Source organism: Ruminococcus sp. 1001136sp1 (assembly GCF_039841815.1).
GTDB classification, from domain to species: domain Bacteria; phylum Bacillota; class Clostridia; order Lachnospirales; family Lachnospiraceae; genus Blautia_A; species Blautia_A faecis.
Genome location: NZ_JBDPGY010000062.1, coordinates 1 through 1614, shown reverse-complemented (window position 1 = coordinate 1614; position 1614 = coordinate 1). Strand labels below are relative to the sequence as shown.

The following is a 1614-nucleotide window of genomic DNA, read 5'->3' as shown; positions in this document are numbered from 1 at the left end:
CCCCATGTGGTACAATCAAGGTACGGAATAGTGGGGCTGGCTGTCGGAAACGGAGGATTTTATGTTAAGACAGACCAACCAACAACCAATTACCGCCCTTTACCCAAGACTTTCCCATGAGGACGAGCTGCAAGGCGAGAGCAATTCCATTTCCAATCAGAAGCGTATCCTTGAAACCTATGCAAAGCAGAACGGCTTTTCCAATCTGCGCTGGTACACGGACGACGGTTATTCTGGTGCGAACTTTCAAAGACCCGGTTTTCAAGCCATGCTTGCGGACATTGAAGCCGGAAAAGTCGGGACAGTTATCGTAAAGGATATGTCGAGGTTAGGGCGAAACTACCTGCAAGTGGGAATGTACACGGAAATGATTTTCCCACAGAAAGGCGTCCGCTTCATCGCTATCAATGACGGAGTGGACAGCGCACAGGGCGACAATGACTTTGCCCCGCTGCGGAATATCTTTAACGAATGGCTGGTGAGAGATACGAGCAAGAAAATACGGGCGGTAAAACGCTCAAAAGGCATGAGTGGCAAGCCCATCACAAGCAAGCCTGTGTATGGCTACCTCATGGACGAGGACGAAAATTTCATTATTGACGAGGAAGCTGCACCCGTAGTCAAGCAGATATACAACCTCTGCCTTGCCGGGAATGGTCCGACCAAGATAGCCCGTATGCTCACAGAGCAGCAGATCCCCACGCCGGGGACTCTTGAATACCGCAGGACGGGCAGCACCCGCCGCTACCACCCCGGCTATGAGTGCAAGTGGGCGACCAATACCGTAGTGCATATCCTTGAAAACCGGGAATACACAGGCTGTCTGGTAAATTTCAAGACAGAAAAACTTTCTTACAAAGTCAAGCACAGTGTAGAAAATCCCCCGGAAAAGCAAGTGATTTTCGAGAACCACCACGAGCCTATCATAGACACCCAAACATGGGAACGGGTGCAGGAGCTTCGCAAACAGCGCAAACGCCCCAACCGCTATGATGAAGTGGGTTTGTTCTCCGGCATACTGTTCTGTGCGGACTGCGGCAGCGTGATGTATCAGCAGCGATACCAGACGGACAAGCGCAAGCAGGACTGTTATATCTGCGGCAACTACAAGAAACGCACCCATGACTGTACGGCGCACTTTATCCGCACCGACCTCTTGACCGCTGGCGTACTCTCCAATCTGCGGAAAGTGACAAGCTATGCGGCAAAGCATGAAGCCCGGTTTATGAAGCTCTTGATTGAGCAGAACGAGGACGGGGGCAAGCGCAGGAACGCCGCCAAGAAAAAGGAGCTGGAAGCCACCGAGAAACGCATAGCCGAGTTATCCGCTATTTTCAAGCGGCTGTATGAGGACAGCGTGACCGGGCGCATATCAGACGAGCGTTTCACAGAGCTGTCGGCAGACTATGAAGCAGAACAACGGGAGCTGAAAGAAAGAGCCGCTGCTATCCAAGCGGAGCTTTCCAAAGCACAGGAAGCCACCGTGAACGCAGAAAAGTTTATGAATGTTGTTCGGCGGCATACCAGCTTTGAAGAACTTACCCCTACTCTGTTGCGGGAGTTTGTAGAGAAAATCGTTGTGCATGAGTGCAGCTATGACGAGAACAAGACCCG

Annotated in this window: 1 protein-coding gene; it reads left to right on the top strand. The window is 51.7% G+C overall.

All coding sequences use genetic code 11. The annotated features are described in order from the left end of the window. Nucleotides 1-61: 61 nt before the first annotated feature. The coding region (locus tag ABHC48_RS20480; RefSeq protein ID WP_347506062.1) for a recombinase family protein at nt 62-1614 on the top strand (1553 nt) is incomplete at its 3' end.